14 protein-coding genes are annotated in these 15614 nt (G+C 67.5%); 2 read left to right on the top strand and 12 right to left on the bottom strand.

Annotation, left to right across the window (positions count from 1 at the left end; genetic code table 11):
* Positions 1-67: 67 nt before the first annotated feature.
* Positions 68-1315 carry a lytic murein transglycosylase gene (locus I6N89_RS15685; protein WP_207019363.1) on the top strand — a complete coding sequence of 416 codons (1248 nt, stop codon included), beginning with the start codon at positions 68-70 and terminating at the stop codon, positions 1313-1315.
* Positions 1316-1324: 9 nt separating this feature from the next.
* Here the strand turns inward: I6N89_RS15685 and I6N89_RS15680 are convergent, their stop codons facing one another.
* From I6N89_RS15680 to def (I6N89_RS15655), 6 genes are all read right to left on the bottom strand, one after another.
* Positions 1325-4276 (bottom strand): calcium-binding protein, encoded by a 2952-nt coding sequence (locus I6N89_RS15680; RefSeq protein ID WP_207019362.1) that lies wholly within the window; start codon positions 4274-4276, stop codon positions 1325-1327.
* A gap of 158 nt (positions 4277-4434) precedes the next feature.
* Positions 4435-7653: an efflux RND transporter permease subunit gene (locus I6N89_RS15675; RefSeq protein WP_207019361.1), complete on the bottom strand. Its 3219-nt coding sequence runs from the start codon at positions 7651-7653 to the stop codon at positions 4435-4437.
* Positions 7646-8614 (bottom strand): efflux RND transporter periplasmic adaptor subunit, encoded by a 969-nt coding sequence (locus tag I6N89_RS15670; protein ID WP_207019360.1) that lies wholly within the window; start codon positions 8612-8614, stop codon positions 7646-7648. The genes I6N89_RS15675 and I6N89_RS15670 overlap by 8 nt, the downstream gene beginning before the upstream one ends.
* Before the next feature lie 355 nt (positions 8615-8969).
* Complete coding sequence (gene def, locus I6N89_RS15665; RefSeq protein ID WP_207019359.1) at positions 8970-9464, bottom strand: peptide deformylase; 495 nt, start codon at positions 9462-9464, stop codon at positions 8970-8972.
* A complete protein-coding gene (gene def / locus I6N89_RS15660) occupies positions 9461-9958 on the bottom strand; it encodes a peptide deformylase (protein WP_207019358.1) in 498 nt (165 codons plus the stop codon). The genes def (I6N89_RS15665) and def (I6N89_RS15660) overlap by 4 nt, the downstream gene beginning before the upstream one ends.
* Before the next feature lie 13 nt (positions 9959-9971).
* The gene (gene def / locus I6N89_RS15655; protein WP_207019357.1) at positions 9972-10493 is read right to left on the bottom strand and encodes a peptide deformylase; all 522 of its coding nucleotides are present in this window, start codon (positions 10491-10493) and stop codon (positions 9972-9974) included.
* Positions 10494-10599: 106 nt separating this feature from the next.
* Between def (I6N89_RS15655) and I6N89_RS15650 the strand changes: the two genes are divergently transcribed.
* Positions 10600-11778, top strand: a complete 1179-nt coding sequence (locus tag I6N89_RS15650; protein WP_207019356.1) for a MalY/PatB family protein — start codon at positions 10600-10602, stop codon at positions 11776-11778.
* Between the two features lie 75 nt (positions 11779-11853).
* Here I6N89_RS15650 and I6N89_RS15645 read toward each other — a convergent pair whose 3' ends face one another.
* The 6 genes from I6N89_RS15645 to ispH are packed head-to-tail and all read right to left on the bottom strand — an operon-like array spanning position 11854 to position 15542.
* Positions 11854-12474, bottom strand: a complete 621-nt coding sequence (locus I6N89_RS15645) for a trimeric intracellular cation channel family protein (RefSeq protein ID WP_207019355.1) — start codon at positions 12472-12474, stop codon at positions 11854-11856.
* Between the two features lie 13 nt (positions 12475-12487).
* Positions 12488-12952, bottom strand: coding sequence for a ribonuclease HI (rnhA, locus tag I6N89_RS15640; protein WP_076700599.1), 465 nt, complete (start codon positions 12950-12952; stop codon positions 12488-12490).
* Positions 12945-13532 carry a class I SAM-dependent methyltransferase gene (locus I6N89_RS15635; RefSeq protein ID WP_207019354.1) on the bottom strand — a complete coding sequence of 196 codons (588 nt, stop codon included), beginning with the start codon at positions 13530-13532 and terminating at the stop codon, positions 12945-12947. The genes rnhA and I6N89_RS15635 overlap by 8 nt, the downstream gene beginning before the upstream one ends.
* Positions 13529-13984 carry a DUF3429 domain-containing protein gene (locus I6N89_RS15630; RefSeq protein WP_207019353.1) on the bottom strand — a complete coding sequence of 152 codons (456 nt, stop codon included), beginning with the start codon at positions 13982-13984 and terminating at the stop codon, positions 13529-13531. The genes I6N89_RS15635 and I6N89_RS15630 overlap by 4 nt, the downstream gene beginning before the upstream one ends.
* On the bottom strand, positions 13981-14595 hold the full coding sequence (locus I6N89_RS15625; protein WP_207019352.1) for a LysE family translocator: 615 nt from the start codon (positions 14593-14595) through the stop codon (positions 13981-13983). Before I6N89_RS15625 ends, I6N89_RS15630 begins: the two co-directional genes overlap by 4 nt.
* A complete protein-coding gene (ispH, locus tag I6N89_RS15620; RefSeq protein WP_207019351.1) occupies positions 14592-15542 on the bottom strand; it encodes a 4-hydroxy-3-methylbut-2-enyl diphosphate reductase in 951 nt (316 codons plus the stop codon). Before ispH ends, I6N89_RS15625 begins: the two co-directional genes overlap by 4 nt.
* Positions 15543-15614 lie beyond the last annotated feature (72 nt).

The raw sequence follows: 15614 nt of genomic DNA, 5'->3' as shown, positions 1-15614 counted from the left end.
AGCCCGCTTGCCGTGCCGCACGGGACGCGACACAGTGGTCGCAACCAATAAGAACGGAGGCGATCCGATGCAGGTGACACGACGATTCTCGATGATGGGGGGCGCCGCACTGGCGCTGCTGGCAGGCTGTGGCTCCGGTGGCCCGGTCGCGGTGCCGGCCGGGGGGCTGCCGCCCGATCTGCGGCCGCAACCCAACCCGGGATACGATGCCTGGGTGGCGGCGTTCCGGAGCCGGGCGCAGGCGCGCGGCATCGATGCGGCGACGCTCGACAGGGCGTTTCGCGGCGCGGGTTTCCTGCCCGGCGTGGTCGAACGCGACCGCAGCCAGACCGAATTCACCCGTACGCTGGAGGATTATTTCGCCATCGCCGCCTCCGAGAAGAAGGTCGCGCAGGGCCGGGCGGAGCTGCGCCGGAATGCGGGGCTGCTGGGTGAGATTGAGGCGCGTCACGGCGTACCGCCAGAGGTGGTAACGGCTGTCTGGGGGATGGAGAGCAATTACGGCAGCAGGCGCGGCGACATCCCGGTCGTTTCGGCGGTCTCGACGCTGGCCTATGACGGGCGGCGGGGCGAGTTCTTCGAATCGCAGCTCATGGCGGCGCTGCGCATCCTGCAACGTGGCGACACCACCGCCCCGCGCCTCACCGGAAGCTGGGCCGGGGCGATGGGGCACACGCAGTTCATTCCCACCACCTATCAGGAATACGCGGTGGATTTCCGCGGCGACGGGCGGCGCGATATCTGGTCCGAAGATCCCACCGACGGGCTGGCCTCGACGGCGAATTACCTTTCGCGCAGCGGTTGGCGGCGGGGCGAACCCTGGGGGTTGGAGGTGCGGCTGCCGGACGGGTTCGACCCCGGGCTCACCGGGCGAGGCACGCGCCGGGCGGGGGCTGACTGGGCGGCGCTGGGCGTGCGACCGGCGGGCGGCGGATCGCTTCCGGGCGGCAGCGGCTCGATCCTTGCACCTTCGGGTATCGGCGGGCCGGCTTTCCTGGTCTTCCGGAATTTCAACGTGATCCTGCGCTACAACAACGCCGAGAAATACGGGCTGGGCGTCGGGCATCTGTCCGATCGCATCGCCGGGGCGGGGCCGCTGCGCGGCAGTTTCCCGCCGGATCGCTACGGTTTCACCATCGACGACCGCAAGGAGCTGCAATCGCTGCTGACGCGGGCGGGCTTCGATACCGGCGGTGCCGACGGTGTGTTCGGCAGTAAAACCGAGGCCGCCATTCAGGGCTATCAGGCGCGGGCGGGCCTGCCGGTCACCGGCACGCCTTCGCGCGATCTTCTGCTGCGGCTGCGGCGCGGCTGAGCCGGGCGTTCAGCCGAAGGCGTAGGGATCGGCATCGGCGGTGTCATAGACATCGCCGGGCTGGCCATCGCCAATGAGATCTGGGTGATCGTCGTTTGCCGGAGGCTCCTGCGTCAGCGCGGCTTCGGCGAGCGCGTCGTATTCCGTGCTGCCGTCGTCGGTCCAGACCGTCTCGCCCTGCGTGATGCTCACATTCGTGATCTCGCCCTGAAGCGGGGTCAGGTCGGGATTGTTAGACTGGCCCAGCAGGTTCGTTTCCCGGTCGAGATCGGCCGGAACGACGCCATCGCCTTCGGCGACCTGCACACCGTCCTTGTCGATATACATAAAGCCGGTTTCGTCCACGCCGACCGTCCAGGTCGCGGTTTCTCCATCCGCCAGCGCATCCTCGGCAACGATATAGGAGGTCGTGCCGCCCTGGACGATCTCGAAATAGACCGCCTGGCTCGGGCCGAGCTGGCCGAAGGAGAGGCTGTTGTCGCTGCCGCCGCCGAATTCGAAAACGCGCTGGCTGCCGCCGGCGCCGATATTGTCGAAGCGAACCGTCGCCTCGAACTCGAAAGCGCCGTCAATCTGCGGCAGGTCGCTGACGACCGTTGGGGGATCGACCGGGCCCACAGGATCTGTGGGGTCGGTCGGGTCTGTTGGGTCGGTCGGATCCACGGGATCTGTCGTATCCGCCGGGCTCGTGGTGCCGTCGTCGTGCCAGACGGTGTCGCCTTGGGTGATGCTGACATTCGAGACCTCGCCCTGAAGCGGGGTCAGCTCGGGGTTGCCGGATTCGCCCAGAAGATTGCTGTCGCGCTCGACATCGGCAGGCACCACGCCGTCGCCTTCGGCGACCTGCTCACCGTCCTTGTCGATATACATGAAGCCGGTTTCGTCCACGCCGACCGTCCAGGTCGCGGTTTCACCATCGACCAGGACATCCTCGGCGACGATATAGGAGGTCGTACCGCCCTGAACGATCTCGAAATAGACCGCCTGGCTCGGGCCGAGCTGGCCGAAGGAGAGGCTGCTGTCGCTGCCGGCGAATTCAAAGACCCGCTGGCTGCCGCCGGCGCCGATATTGTCAAAGCGGACGGTCGCCTCGAACTCGAAGGCGCCGTCGATCTGCGGCAGGTCGGTGCCAGAGGTGGGATCGGTCGGGCCGGTCGGATCGACAGGATCGGTGGGGTCCGTCGGGTCCACCGGGTCGATCGGATCCACGGGATCCGTCGGATCGGCCGGGCTCGTCGTCCCGTCATCGTGCCACACGGTCTCGCCCTGGGCTATGCTGACATCCGTGATCTCGCCCTGAAGCGGGGTCAGCTCGGGATTGCCGGACTGGCCGAGCAGGGCGGAGTCGCGGTCGACATCGGCGGGGACGACGCCGTCACCTTCGGCGACCTGCACGCCGTCCTTGTCGATATACATGAAGCCGGTCTCGTCCACGCCGACTGTCCAGGTGGCCGTCTCGCCCTCCACAAGCGCATCTTCGGCGACGATCAGAGAGGTGGTGCCGTCCTGCACGATCTCGAACAGCACAGCCGTGCTGGGGCCGAGCTGGCCGAAAGAGATGCTGGTGCCGTTGCCGGCGAACTCAAAGACCCGTTGGCTGCCGCCGGCGCCGATATCGTCGAAGCGCACGGTGGCCTCGAATTCGAAAGCGCCGTCGATCTGAGGCAGATCCGTACCGGACACGGGGTCGGTCGGGTCAGTGGGATCGGTCGGGTCCACAGGGTCCACAGGGTCTGTCGGATCGGTGGGATCGACCGGATCGGTGGGCGTGCCGGCCAGTGGAATGCCGATGGCGGCGAGTTGCTCGGGGCTCTGAACATCCGCCACGCTGACGCCGGTCAGGGTGATCGCCTCGCCCCAGGGAAAGCTCAGCACCGCATCGCCGGAGCCGTCGCCCACGGTGTCGGTGACGGTGACATGATCGGTGTCCACCGGGTTGCCGTCCCAGTCGGTGAGCTCGGAGACGTCGAGCATGTCGTGGCCGGTATAGCTGCCATCGGCCTCCAGCGTCGGCACCTCGAACCCGTCCACCGTGTCGAGCCCGCCGAGATCGGCCAGCGCGATGGTGTCGTCGCCGGCGCCCAGCAGGATATTGTTCACGGCATCGTATTGCAGCGTATAGGTGCCGTCGGTCACGGTGCCGGTCTGCGGATTGCCCGAGCGCATGTCGATGCGCAGCCCGTCGGTGACGGCGGAGAGGTCGAGCAGGTCGCCATTGACCTCGTCGACATCCTCGGCATCCACGGTGTCGTTGCCGAAGCCGTTCTCGATATGGAACGTGTCGTCGCCATAGCCGCCCCAGAGATAATCGTCGCCGGCGCCGCCATAGAGCGCATCGTTGTTGTAAGAGCCGCGCATCCAGTCATTGCCGTCACCGCCGATCAGCGTGTCGTCGCCCTCATTGCCTTCGAGGTGATCGTCGCCATCGCCGCCGCTGACGTAGTCGTCTCCGTATTCGCCATAGATCGAGTCGTTGCCCGCGCCGCCGGTCAGGCTGTCGCCGTCCTCGTTGCCATAGACCACATCGTCGCCGTCGCCGCCCTCTACCGTGTCGGCGCCGTAGCCCGCAAAGACCGAGTCGTCGCCCGTGCCGCCGCGAATGTCGTCGTCGCCGGCATCGCCGAGCAGGCGGTCGTCACCGCCCAGCCCGTCGAGCGTGTCGTCGCCGTCGCCGCCGTCGAGCGTGTCGTCGCCCTCGCCGCCGCTCAGCACTTCGAAGTAGCTGTAGTGTGTCGGGCCGCTCAGATAGGCATCCGCGCCGCCATTGACCGAACTGTCGCCGACGACAAAGTTTGAGCTGCCGTCGAAGATGGTCAGAAAGGCCGCATCCTCATCGAAGCTCACCTGGAAATGTGCCGGAAGTTCGGAGAAATCGAGGGTGTGCCCCTCGGAGGACTCGCTGAGCCCGCTCCAGAAACCGGGGTCGTTCCAGTTGGATGAAGTCACCAGATAGGTTGTCATAGAGCTGCCAATCGTGTCTGTGGCGGCCTCTTATGAGGAGGTCGTCTGCCCGAATATCGTCGTTCTCCGCCTGTAAACGCAGGATGTGAAGGCGAATTCTTGACGATATTAAGGCAATTTGACCGAATCCCGGCGCCAGTCGGCGGCGCCGGGCCCGTTCAGGTCTTGAAGATCCGGTAGATCGCGGGAATCACCAGCACCGTCAGCGCGGTCGAGCTGAGCAGCCCGAAGAGCAGAGAGATCGCCAGCCCCTGAAAGATCGGGTCCGCCAGGATCACTGCCGCGCCGATCATCGCCGCGATGGCGGTGAGCAGGATCGGCTTGAACCGCGTGGCGCCGGCCTCGATCAGCACATCCACCGTGACCTTGCCCTCCGGGTCGGCGTGGCGGATGAAATCCACCAGCAGGATCGAGTTGCGCACGATGATGCCGGCCAGCGCGATGAAGCCGATCATCGACGTGGCCGAGAAGGGCGCGCCGAACAGCCAGTGCCCCAGCATGATGCCGAGGAAGGTCAGCGGCACCGGCGTCAGGATCACCAGCGGCAGGCGGAAGCTGCCGAACTGCGCCACCACCAGGATATAAATCCCCAGCAGCGCCACGCCGAAGGCCGCGCCCATGTCGCGGAAGGTGACCCAGGTCACCTCCCATTCGCCATCCCAGAGCAGGGTGACATGTTCGGTGCTCTCCGGCTGACCGTGCAGCGAGATCTCGGGCTTCGTGCCCTCCTCCCAATCCATCGCGTCGAGCCGGTCGGCCACCGCGAGCATGCCGTAGAGCGGGGCTTCGAAATCGCCGGCCAGTTCGCCCTGCACCATGATCACGTCATAGCCGTTGCGGCGGTAGATCGGATAGGAGGCGCGCTCTGCCTCGATCTCCACCACATCGCCGAGCTCGACCACGCCGCGCCCGCCGGGCAGGGCGTTGGCCGGCACCGGCGTCGAGAGCGCCTCGCTGTCCAGCACGCGCTGCGCCTTGTCGCGGGCGATGACGATGGGGATCGGCCGGCGACCCTCGCCGCGATGCGAATAGCCCACGGTGACACTGCCGTTGAGCAGTTGCAGCGTTTGCAGCGCGTCGGCCTCCTGCACCTGGAAGAAATCCAGCTCCGACGGATTCAGAACGGCGCGCAGGCGCGGCGGGCGGATGCCGTAATTGTCGTCTACATCGACCACATAGGGCACCTCGTCAAAGGCCGCGCGGATCTTTTCCGCAGCCTGGCGCCGGGTCTCGGCATCGGGGCCGTAGACCTCGGCCAGCAGGGTCGAGATCACCGGCGGGCCGGGAGGCGGCTCGACCACTTTCAGCACCGTGCCCTCGGGCAGGTCGAGCGCGGCCAGCATGCCGCGCAATTCCAGCGCGATCTCGTGGCTGGCGCGGTCGCGCTCGGCCTTGGGCAGCAGGTTGAGCTGCACATCGCCCATCTCCGGCCCCTGACGCAGGTAGTAATGTCGTACCAGCCCGTTGAAGTTGAAGGCCGAGGCCGCGCCCGCATGGGTCTGGGCCGAGACGACCTCGGGCAGCTCCATGGCGATGCGGGCGGCCTGCTGCGCCACCGCGTCGGTCGCCTCGACCGATGAGCCTTCGGGCAGGTCGACCATGACCGAGAGCTCGGACTTGTTGTCGAAGGGCAGCAGCTTGACCGTCACATCCTTGGTATAGAGCGCGGCGAGCGAGCCGAAGCTGAGCACGATCACCACCAGCAGAAAGATCCACGACACCGATTTGCGCGCCATGATCGGGCGGGCGAAGCGGGCGTAGAAGCGGCCCATCGGGCTGAACTGCTTGTGCGCTGCGCCCTCGCCATGGCCGGACAAGGGCGCCTTGCCGGCTACCTTGAGCATCAGCCACGGCGTGATGATCACCGCGACAAAGAAGGAAAAGATCATCGCGGCCGAGGCGTTTGCCGGGATCGGCGACATATAGGGGCCCATGAGCCCGCTCACAAAGAGCATGGGCAGCAGCGCCACCACCACGGTCAGCGTCGCGACGATGGTCGGGTTGCCGACCTCGGCCACCGCCTCGATCGCCGCCGTGGCGCGGGATTTGCCCGGGTGCATGGCCCAGTGCCGGGCGATGTTCTCGATCACCACGATGGCGTCGTCCACGAGGATCCCGATGGAGAAGATCAGCGCGAAGAGCGACACGCGGTTCAGCGTGTAGCCCATGAAATTCGCCGCAAAGAGCGTGAGCAGGATGGTGACGGGGATGACGATGGCGACCACCACCGCCTCGCGCCAGCCGATGGTGACCAGCACCAGCGCCACGATGGAGAGCGTGGCCAGCCCGAGGTGAAAGAGCAGCTCGTTGGCCTTTTCGTCGGCGGTTTCGCCGTAATCGCGGGTCACCTCCACATGCACGGAAGCGGGGATGATGCTGCCCTCCATCTCCTCGACCTGATGCAGGATGCTCTCCGCCACCACCACGGCGTTCGACCCCGCGCGCTTGGCCACGGCCAGCGACACGGCGGGCATGCGGCGGATCTCGCCATCCTCGCGGGTGAGCGTCGCCACATGCTGCTCATCAAGATCGCCGACCAGCGCCACATCGGCGACATCGCGGACATAGATCGTGCGCCCGTCGCGCGCGGTCAGCTCCAGATTGCCGATCTCTTCCGGCGTGGTGAGGGTCTTGCCGATCACCAGCCCGACCTGCTGGCCGCCCTCGCGCAGCGTGCCGGCGGGGGAAGCGGTGTTGGCGCCCTCGATTTTGCCGGCAAGCTGTTGCAGCGTCACGCCGTAAAGCGCCAGTCGCTCCGGGTCGGGCGCGACGCGCAGCGCCTCCTCGGTGGCGCCGATCACATAGGTCAGACCCACATCCGGCGTGCGCGCCAGCCGCACCTCGACCTCGCGGGCGATGCGGGTGAGATCGGTGGCGGTGACCGTGTCCTCTCCGGGCTGCGGCGAAAAGGTCAGCGTGACGATGGCCACATCGTTGATGCCGCGGCCCACCACCAGCGGCTCGGGAATGCCCACGGGGATGCGGTCGAGATTGGCCATGATCTTGTCGCGCACCCGCAGGATGGCGGTATCGGCGCTGACCCCGACCTCGAAGCGCGCGGTGACCATGGCCTGATCGTCGCGGGTGTCGGAATAGACATGCTCGACCTGGTCGATGCCCTTGACGATGGTCTCCAGCGGTTCGGTGATCAGCTTCACCGCGTCCTCGGCGCGCAGCCCTGCGGCCTGCACATGGATATCGACCAGCGGCACCGAGATCTGCGGCTCTTCCTCGCGCGGCAGCGAGACCAGCGCGATCATCCCCACCGCCAGCGAAGCGAGCAGGAAGAGCGGCGTCAGCGGCGAACGGATGAAGGCGCGGGTCAGCCGCCCGGCAAGCCCGAGCGCGCCTTCGGGGGTGTCGTCCTGCTCACTCATCGCGCGTCACCACGCTATCACCGGCGCGCAGCCCGGTGAGGATCTCGCGGAACGGCCTGCCGTCCTTCTCGACGGTCTCGCCGGGCACAACGACACGCGCGAGCGTGCCGTCCGGGGTTTCGACGGTCACGAAATCGAGCCCGCCGGCGCGGGTCAGCGCCTGCTCGGGCACCAGCAGCGCCTCGCGCGTGCCGACCGGCAGCCGCACTGGCACACGCCGCCCGACAAAGCGCGCGTCGAGCCCCTCGACCTCCACATCCGCCTGCAAGCGCCCGCCCTGGATCAGCGGGTAGAGCTTGACCAGCCGCCCGGTGCGCGTGCCGTCGGCGCCGGTGATGACGATCTCGTCGCCCTCGGCAAGATCGCCGGCATGGCGCTCGGGCACGCTGAGCCGCAGGAAGGTGCCGCCGCCGCCGATCTCGGCCACGCTCTCGCCCATGGTCACCACCGAACCGCGCGACAGCGGCACCGAGAGCACGATGCCCGCGGCCGGCGCCAGCACCGCGCCCTCGGAGATCTGTTGCTCGACCACCAGCCTTTGCGCCTGAAGGTTGGAGATGTTCGATGTGATCACATCCACATTGGTCTGCAATTGCTCATGGGTCTGCGTCGTGATCACGCCGCGCTCGAGCAGCGCGTTGCCCCGGGTCAGCTCCGATTGCGCCGTGGTGAGCTGGGCGCGCGCCGCTTCGAGCTGGGCGTCGAGCGAGTCGATCTGGAATTGCAGCTTGTCATCCTCGATCCGGGCGAGCTGCTGGCCGGCCTCGACGCGGTCGCCTTCGGTGACCGTCAGTTCCTCGATGGTGCCGCCGATGCGCGCTCGGGCGGGGATCTGCACGCGGGATTCGATCTGCCCGAAGACGGATTTCCACATGGTGACGGGTTGCGGGGAGATCTCAAGCGTCTCGGCGGAGAGGGCCGAGGCGAAGAGCGTGGCGCAAAGAACGATCAGGGCGCGCATCGGAACCTCTTCTGTTCGGCGGGCGGGAAGGCCCGCGACTCAATTCGGCATTCATATGTATAATTTGGAATATGTAAAGCCGGAACGGATGGTGCGAGTATTCCGGATTCGGAGTGTGTGGGGAAGGGGCGGGTGTGTGGTGGGCAGGTTGCCCACTCTACGCGTGCCAAACCGGAACAAGCCGCGCCATCGCCAGCCCGTGGGGACGGGCCGGCGATGGCGCGCCTCTCGGCGTTTGCTTGCAAACGCCTGCCGGCAACACATCGCTTAGCGATGTGTGAGAGGCGGCCTTCGGCCTTGTCCCGCGCCCGCGCAACGCTCCACCTTAGGATGGGCAATCTGCCCACCACCCCCCTTACCGCGCCTTTTTCGCCCGGCGCAGCAGCATGTCGCGCTTGGTCTTGCTCAGGTGATCGAAATACATACGCCCGTTCAGGTGGTCGATCTGATGCTGCACCGAGGTCGCCCAGAGCCCGACGAAATCGCGCTCTTCGATCTCGCCCTCGGCATTCATGAATCGCACCGTCACCGCGCGCGGGCGCTCGATCCTGGCCCAGACGCCTGGCAGGTTGGGGCTGGCCTCGTCATGGGCGCGCAGTTTGATCGAGGCGTGCAGGATCTCGGGATTGGCCATGCGCACCGCCTGGCCGCGCTCCTCGGAGGCATCGACCACAGCCAGCCGCAGCATCACGCCGATCTGCGGCGCGCCCATGCCGACGCCGGGCATCGCCTCCATCGTGTCGATCATGTCCTGCCAGACCGCGCGCACCTCGTCGGTGATCGCCTCGACCGGCGCGGCAGGGCTGCGCAGGCGCTTGTCGGGCCAGGGCAGGCAGGGGCGCACGCTCATCGCTGCGCCTCGTAATCGCGCATCAGCCGCGCCGCCGCCTCCGGGTCGAGCCGGTCGAAATGCACCAGCCCGTCGAGATGGTCGTATTCATGCTGCGAGATCACCGCCTCGGCGCCTTCGAAGACCCGCTCCTGCGCGGCGCCCGTCAGGTCGGTGAAGCCCATCCGCACGCGCGTCGCGCGGGCGACCCGTGCGGTGACGCCGGGGATCGAGAGACAACCTTCGTCGCCGGCTTCGGTCTCGCCCGACACCTCGAGAATATGCGGGTTGATCAGTGCGAGCGGCGTCATGTCTCCGTCCTTCCAGCCCGCATCCATGACAAAGACCCGGCTCAGCACCCCGACCTGCGGCGCCGCCAGCCCGCGCCCGGGGGCGGCATACATGGTCTCGAACATGTCGGTGATCAGATCGCCGAGCGAGGCCGGGTCGGCGACCTCGGCACAGGGCTGTTTCAGCCGGGGATCGGGCCAGAGCAGGATGTCGCGCAGGGCCATCAGACGGCCACCTTCATGCGCGGGCGCGCTCGCGCTTCAGCTTGACCATCTTGCGGGTGATCATCTGACGCTTGAGCGGTTTGAGATAGTCGATGAAGAGCTTGCCATCGAGGTGGTCGATCTCGTGCTGCACGCAGGTCGCCCAGAGCCCGTCGAATGTCTCGGTATGCAGCTTTCCGTCACGGTCGAGCCATTCCACATCGACAACCTTCGGGCGCTCGACCTCGGCATATTGATCGGGGATCGACAGGCAGCCCTCTTCGTAGACATTGCGCTCGTCCGAGCTGGCCAGCACGCGCGGGTTGAACATCACCAGCGGGCGCGGATCCTCGCCATTGTCGGGTTTGGCGCAGTCCAGCACGATGAGCCGCGACAGCACGCCGATCTGCGGCGCCGCGAGCCCGATGCCGGGCGCCTCGTACATGGTTTCCAGCATGTCGTCGGCCAGCACGCGCAGATCGTCCGACAGATCGGGGACGGGATCGCAGAGCTTTTTCAGCCGGGGATCGGGGTGGATGAGAATGGGCCGCTTCATGCGCATCATCTAGGCATATGCGCCGCTTTGCGCAAGCAGGTGGGGGTTGCGCTCGCCGCCCGGCGCGCTAGCGTTCGCGCGCAAACAGTTGAGAGGACGCGCCCCCATGACCAGCCGCTTCGACGAGGTGATCGACCGCATCGGCACCCATTCCGCAAAATGGGACAAGATGGAGTCGCTGTTCGGCGTCTCGCCGGATGGCGGGTTGCCGATGTGGGTGGCCGATATGGATTTCCGCCCGCCCGCCTGCGTGCAGGAGGCGCTGCAAAAGATGCTCGATCACGGCGTCTATGGCTATTTCGGCGATGATGTCGCCTATCTCGACGCGATCGGCTGGTGGATGAAGGAACGCCACGGCTGGGAGGTCGACCCGGCCTCGGTCTTCACCACCCACGGGCTGGTGAACGGCACCGGGCTCTGCATCGACGCCTATACCGCGCCGGGCGACGGGGTGGTGCTGTTTACGCCGGTCTATCATGCCTTTCACCGGGTCATCCGCTCGGCGGGGCGCGAGGTGGTCGAATGCCCGCTGGTGCTGCGCGACGGACGTTACGAGATGGATTTCGACGCCTATGACGCGATGATGACCGGCAAGGAGCGTCTGGTCGTCCTCTGCTCGCCGCACAACCCCGGTGGCCGGGTCTGGAGCCGGGCCGAGCTCAAGGGCGTGGCCGAGTTCGCCAAGCGGCACGACCTCATTCTGGTCTCGGACGAGATCCACCACGATCTGGTGATGCCCGGGCAGAAACACCTGCCCATGGCGCTGGCGGATGACGGCGTGAGCGAGCGTCTGGTGATGATGACCGCCAGCACCAAGACCTTCAATATCGCGGGCGCCCATACCGGCAATGTCATCATCGCCGACCCGGATCTGCGCGCGCGCTTTGCCGAGCGCATGGGGGGGCTGGGGATCTCGCCCAATTCCTTCGGCCTGCACATGGCGACGGCGGCCTATTCGCCCGAAGGCGCCGCCTGGGTCGACGAGCTGACCGCCTATCTCGACGGCAACCGGCGGGTTTTCGACGAGATGGTAAACGCGATCCCGGGGCTGCGCTCCATGCCGCTGGAGGCGACCTATCTCGCCTGGGTGGATTTCGCCGGCACCGGCATGAGCGCCGAGGAGTTCACGGCACGGGTCGAGACGGAGGCGCGGATCGCGGCGAACCAGGGTCCGGCCTTCGGGCAGGGCGGCGAGAGCTTCCTGCGCTTCAACTTCGCGACGCCGCGGGCGCGGGTCGAGGAGGCGGGCGCACGGCTGCAAAAGGCCTTTGCCGATCTTCAGTGAGGGGCGGTTTGCGTTGCCGGGCGCGCGCTGCGCGCCGGTGAGTATTTGCCGGAAAGATGAAAGCGCCCGCGCCGGTTATTGCCGGGGCGGGCGGCTCTTGTAGACGGGCAGGTGCCAGCCGAAAGCGATGGTGCCGCCGCGCAGCACGAAGGTGAGGATGGCGCCGATCAGCGCCGCCGGGCCGGGCTCCATCCCCGAGCCATGGGCGGCGAGCAGGGCGCCGGCGCCGCCGAGCGCGCAGGTGGCGTAGGGCTCGCCCTGTTTCAGCAATAGCGGCACCTCATTGGCCACCACGTCGCGCATCAGCCCGCCCATGCAGCCGGTCATCACCCCCATGACCAGCACCACCGGCGCGCCGGCGCCGTCGCGCAGGGCGATGCCGGCCCCGGCGGCGACTGCCACGGAAAGCGCCGCGGCGTCGAGCCAGAGCAGCGCGCGGTAGCGGCTTTCCAAGAGATGCGCGGTGAAGAAGACCAGGGTGGCCGCGCCGCAGGCCACCGCCAGATAGGCCGGGTCGGCGATCCACAGGATCTCGCGACCCAGCAGCAGGTCGCGCAGCGTGCCGCCGCCGAGCGCGGTAAGGCAGGCGAGAAAGGCAAAGCCGACGATATCGAGCTGCGCGCGGCTGGCCACCAGCGCGCCGGTCAGGGCGAATATCAGGACGGAGGCGTAATCGAGCAGGTCGAGCGGGGTCATGGCGCCCCCCGCGTCACTTTCCGTTGCCCGGCTTGAAGGGCGCCATGCCGGCGCGGGCCAGCTCGTCGGCGCGTTCGTTCTCCGGGTGGCCGGCATGGCCCTTGACCCATTCCCAGGTCACCGAATGGCGTTTCTGCGCCTCGTCGAGCCGCTGCCAGAGCTCGGCATTCTTCACCGGTTTCTTGGCGGCCGTCTTCCAGCCGTTGCGCTTCCAGCCGTGGATCCAGCCGGTGACGCCGTTCTTCACATAGGCGCTGTCGGTGATCACGGTGATGGTCGAGGGGCGCGACAGCGATTCCAGCGCGTTGATCGCCGCCAGAAGCTCCATCCGGTTGTTGGTGGTCTCGGCCTCGCCGCCCTTGAGCTCGCGCTCCTTGACGATGCTGTCGCCATCCATGGCGCGCAGCAGGGCGCCCCAGCCACCGGGGCCGGGATTTCCGGAGCAGGCTCCGTCGGTATAGGCATAAAGCTCAGGCATAGGCGGTGACGCTTATCCAGTCCGAGGCGGTGCCGTCAAGCCCGGTTCCGGAGCCGCGCGTCACCTGCGTGACGGTGAGCCCGGCAGCGGCGAGCAGAGCGCGCAGCTCGGCCTCGGTGTAATAGGTGTAGAACCGTCCGAGTCGGTCGCGTTTCTCGCCCGTGCCTTCCTTGAGCGTGAGCCCGAGCAGCCCGCCGGGTTTCAGCGCCTGGGCGATGGCGGCGAGGTGGCGGGGCATGTCGGCGCGGGGCGCGTGCAGCAGGCTGAAGCTGGCCCAGATGCCGTCATAGGTGGTCTCTGCCGTCAGATCGTCGAAACTGCCCTGCCGTGCCGACACGCCGGGGCGGGCGGCGGCGAGGCGGACCATCTCGGCGGAGGCGTCGAGCGCCTCGACGGTGCAGCCCTGCGCCGCCATATGCGCCGCGTCGAGCCCCGGGCCGCAGCCGAAATCCAGCACATGCGCGGCCTCGGGCAGGGCGGCGGCGAAGGCGCGGAGCGTCGGATAGGGCTCTTGCCGGGCCATATCGGCGTAATCGGCGGCGCGGGTCTCGTAGACGCGCAGGGTCTCGTCGTCGCTCACCGGAACACCCCCACGAGCAGGCAGGCGATGACCGCCAGCGTCATCGGCAGGCGCAGCCGCATCCACCAGCCGGGGGCCAGCCCCCAGCGCCAGAACTGCCAGTCGAGCGCCAGCAGGCCGAGATAGCCGAAGATCAGGTTCATCGCCGCCGAGACCGGTCCGCCGCCGGCCATGAAGAATGCCCAGAGCGCCGGGATGACCGAGAGCGCGTAGCAGATCGCCGCCTGTTCGGCGCGCGCCCTGGTGGCAAAGCCCCAGAGCACGCCGGACATGAAGGCGAGGATGACCTGACCGTAATTCAGCTGCACATAGGGCGCGACGAAGCGACCGCCGAGATTGCGGTAGGCGATGTCGTAGAGCGGGTCGACCAGCAGGGTTACGACGCCCCAGAGAAACGGCAGCAGCCCCGCAATGGCGAGGAGCAGCGCGCTGCGCGGGATCGGGGCGGTCATGCGCGCTCCATCGCGAGGCGCCCGGCGAGCAGTGCGAAGATCGCCGCAAAGGACCGGTTGAGCCAGCGCATGGCACGCTCGCTGCCGAGCAGCCAGTCGCGGGCGCGGGCGGCGAAGAGCCCGTAAAGCACGAAGACCGCAAAGGTCATCGCCATGAAGACGCCGCCCAGCAGCAGCATCTCGGCATTGGCGCTGGCCGGGTTGCCCGACAGGAAGGGCGGCAGCAGCGCGAGAAAGAACAGCGACAGCTTGGGGTTGAGGATATTGAGCAGCGCGCCGCGCTTGGCGGTGCGGGGGCCGGTCTCGGCCCGTTGCGAGGCGGTGACCGCCAGCGCCCCGGTGGAGCGCAGCGCCTGAAACGCCAGCCAGAGCAGATAGGCGGCGCCGGCGAGCTTCACGGTGGTGAAGAGCAGCGCGGAGGTGTGCAGCAGCGCCGCCAGCCCCAGCATCGCCGCCAGCAGATGCGGCACGATGCCGAAGGTGCAGCCGAGCGCCGCCCAGATCGCGGCGCGGCGGCCCTGACCCAGCCCGATGGCCAGCGTGTAGACCACGCCCGCGCCGGGGGCGAGCACCACGACCAGCGCGGTCAGCAGGAACTGCGCCGAGATCATGCCGGAACCCTCAGCACGCGCGGCACCTTGAATTCCACGTTTTCCTGTGCGGTTTCCACCAGTCTCACCTCCACGTCGTAGCGCTCCCGGAACGCGTCGATCACCTCGTCGATCAGCACCTCGGGGGCCGAGGCGCCGGCGGTCACGCCGACCGAACGGATACCGTCGAGCGCGCGCCAGTCGATATTGTCGGCGCGCTGCACAAGCTGGGCATAGGCGCAGCCGGCCTTGCGGGCGACCTCGACCAACCGTTTCGAATTCGACGAGTTGGGCGCCCCCACCACAAGCAGCGCGTCGCAGTCCGGTGCGATGGCCTTGACCGCTTCCTGCCGGTTGGTGGTGGCGTAGCAGATGTCTTCCTTGTGCGGGCCGATAATCTGCGGAAAGCGCGCCTTCAGCGCCGCGACGATGTCGACCGTGTCATCGACCGAGAGCGTGGTCTGGGTGACGAAGGCCAGCCGCCCCGGATCGCGCACCTCGACCTGCGCCACATCGGCCACGGTCTCGACCAGCAGCACCTCGCCCTCGGGGAGCTGGCCCATGGTGCCGATGGTCTCGGGATGGCCGGCATGGCCGATCATGATCATCTGCAAGCCGTTCTCGTGATGCCGCGCCGCCTCGATATGGACCTTGGAGACCAGCGGGCAGGTGGCATCCACATAGACCATCTCGCGCCGCGCCGCCTCGTCGGGCACCGCCTTTGGCACGCCATGGGCGGAAAAGATCACCGGTCGGTCGAGCGGGCATTCCTCCAGCTCCTCGACAAAGACCGCGCCCTTGTCGCGCAGCCCGTCGACGACGAATTTGTTATGTACGATCTCGTGTCGCACATAGACCGGGGCGCCCCATTTCTCGAGCGCCATCTCGACGATCTTGATCGCCCGGTCGACGCCGGCGCAGAACCCGCGCGGCGCGGCAAGGTGAAGGGTGAGCGGGGGCTTGGTCATGACGGTCTCCTGTTGTGCCAACAGGTAAGGCCAAGAGGCGCTCAGGTCCAGTGGTGCGGCGCGGCGCGATGA

This window comes from Salipiger abyssi (assembly GCF_017311415.1).
Taxonomy (GTDB): Bacteria; Pseudomonadota; Alphaproteobacteria; order Rhodobacterales; family Rhodobacteraceae; genus Salipiger; species Salipiger abyssi_A.
This window is presented reverse-complemented; position numbering and strand designations above follow the sequence as displayed.

Excerpts from the sequence above, each read along its gene's own strand:
- I6N89_RS15685 (WP_207019363.1), top strand. The coding sequence starts at position 68 with ATGCAGGTGACACGACGATTCTCGATGATGGGGGGCGCCGCACTGGCG.
- I6N89_RS15680 (WP_207019362.1), bottom strand. The coding sequence starts at position 4,276 with ATGACAACCTATCTGGTGACTTCATCCAACTGGAACGACCCCGGTTTC.
- I6N89_RS15675 (WP_207019361.1), bottom strand. The coding sequence starts at position 7,653 with ATGAGTGAGCAGGACGACACCCCCGAAGGCGCGCTCGGGCTTGCCGGG.
- I6N89_RS15670 (WP_207019360.1), bottom strand. The coding sequence starts at position 8,614 with ATGCGCGCCCTGATCGTTCTTTGCGCCACGCTCTTCGCCTCGGCCCTC.
- def (WP_207019359.1), bottom strand. The coding sequence starts at position 9,464 with ATGAGCGTGCGCCCCTGCCTGCCCTGGCCCGACAAGCGCCTGCGCAGC.
- def (WP_207019358.1), bottom strand. The coding sequence starts at position 9,958 with ATGGCCCTGCGCGACATCCTGCTCTGGCCCGATCCCCGGCTGAAACAG.
- def (WP_207019357.1), bottom strand. The coding sequence starts at position 10,493 with ATGAAGCGGCCCATTCTCATCCACCCCGATCCCCGGCTGAAAAAGCTC.
- I6N89_RS15650 (WP_207019356.1), top strand. The coding sequence starts at position 10,600 with ATGACCAGCCGCTTCGACGAGGTGATCGACCGCATCGGCACCCATTCC.
- I6N89_RS15645 (WP_207019355.1), bottom strand. The coding sequence starts at position 12,474 with ATGACCCCGCTCGACCTGCTCGATTACGCCTCCGTCCTGATATTCGCC.
- rnhA (WP_076700599.1), bottom strand. The coding sequence starts at position 12,952 with ATGCCTGAGCTTTATGCCTATACCGACGGAGCCTGCTCCGGAAATCCC.
- I6N89_RS15630 (WP_207019353.1), bottom strand. The coding sequence starts at position 13,984 with ATGACCGCCCCGATCCCGCGCAGCGCGCTGCTCCTCGCCATTGCGGGG.
- I6N89_RS15625 (WP_207019352.1), bottom strand. The coding sequence starts at position 14,595 with ATGATCTCGGCGCAGTTCCTGCTGACCGCGCTGGTCGTGGTGCTCGCC.
- ispH (WP_207019351.1), bottom strand. The coding sequence starts at position 15,542 with ATGACCAAGCCCCCGCTCACCCTTCACCTTGCCGCGCCGCGCGGGTTC.